The 289-nt window shown below is 54.0% G+C and carries 1 protein-coding gene; it reads right to left on the reverse strand.

Features of this window, described 5'->3' with window-relative positions:
* A partial coding sequence (locus SB816_RS30945) for a hypothetical protein (protein ID WP_410548113.1) occupies positions 1–270 on the reverse strand: 270 nt, incomplete at its 3' end.
* Positions 271–289: the final 19 nt, after the last annotated feature.

Consider the following 289-nt stretch of genomic DNA (forward strand, 5'->3'; position numbering starts at 1 on the left):
GGTGGTGAAATAGATGTCGCTACGTCCGGTCTCATCTATGTTGATCGTTTGAAAACTGTAGCCGGAGTTTGGAGTATTCTGCGAAGGAGGAAGACCGGCTAACCCGGTGCCGACCGGATCAGCGTCAGCCGGAAGATTGACATTCAGCACACCCTTGGTCGAGGGGGTTACCATCAGGCTACCGCCGTCGAACTGCACCGGTGACAGGCCATCGAAGCCATTTACTACCACTGTTGGTTCAGCTCCAGCCTGATAAGGGTATCCAAGCACTTTGTATCCAGCCGCATTG

Origin of the sequence: Achromobacter sp. SIMBA_011 (assembly GCF_046535435.1) — a bacterium.
In the GTDB taxonomy this organism is placed as follows: Bacteria; Pseudomonadota; Gammaproteobacteria; order Burkholderiales; family Burkholderiaceae_B; genus Achromobacter; species Achromobacter dolens.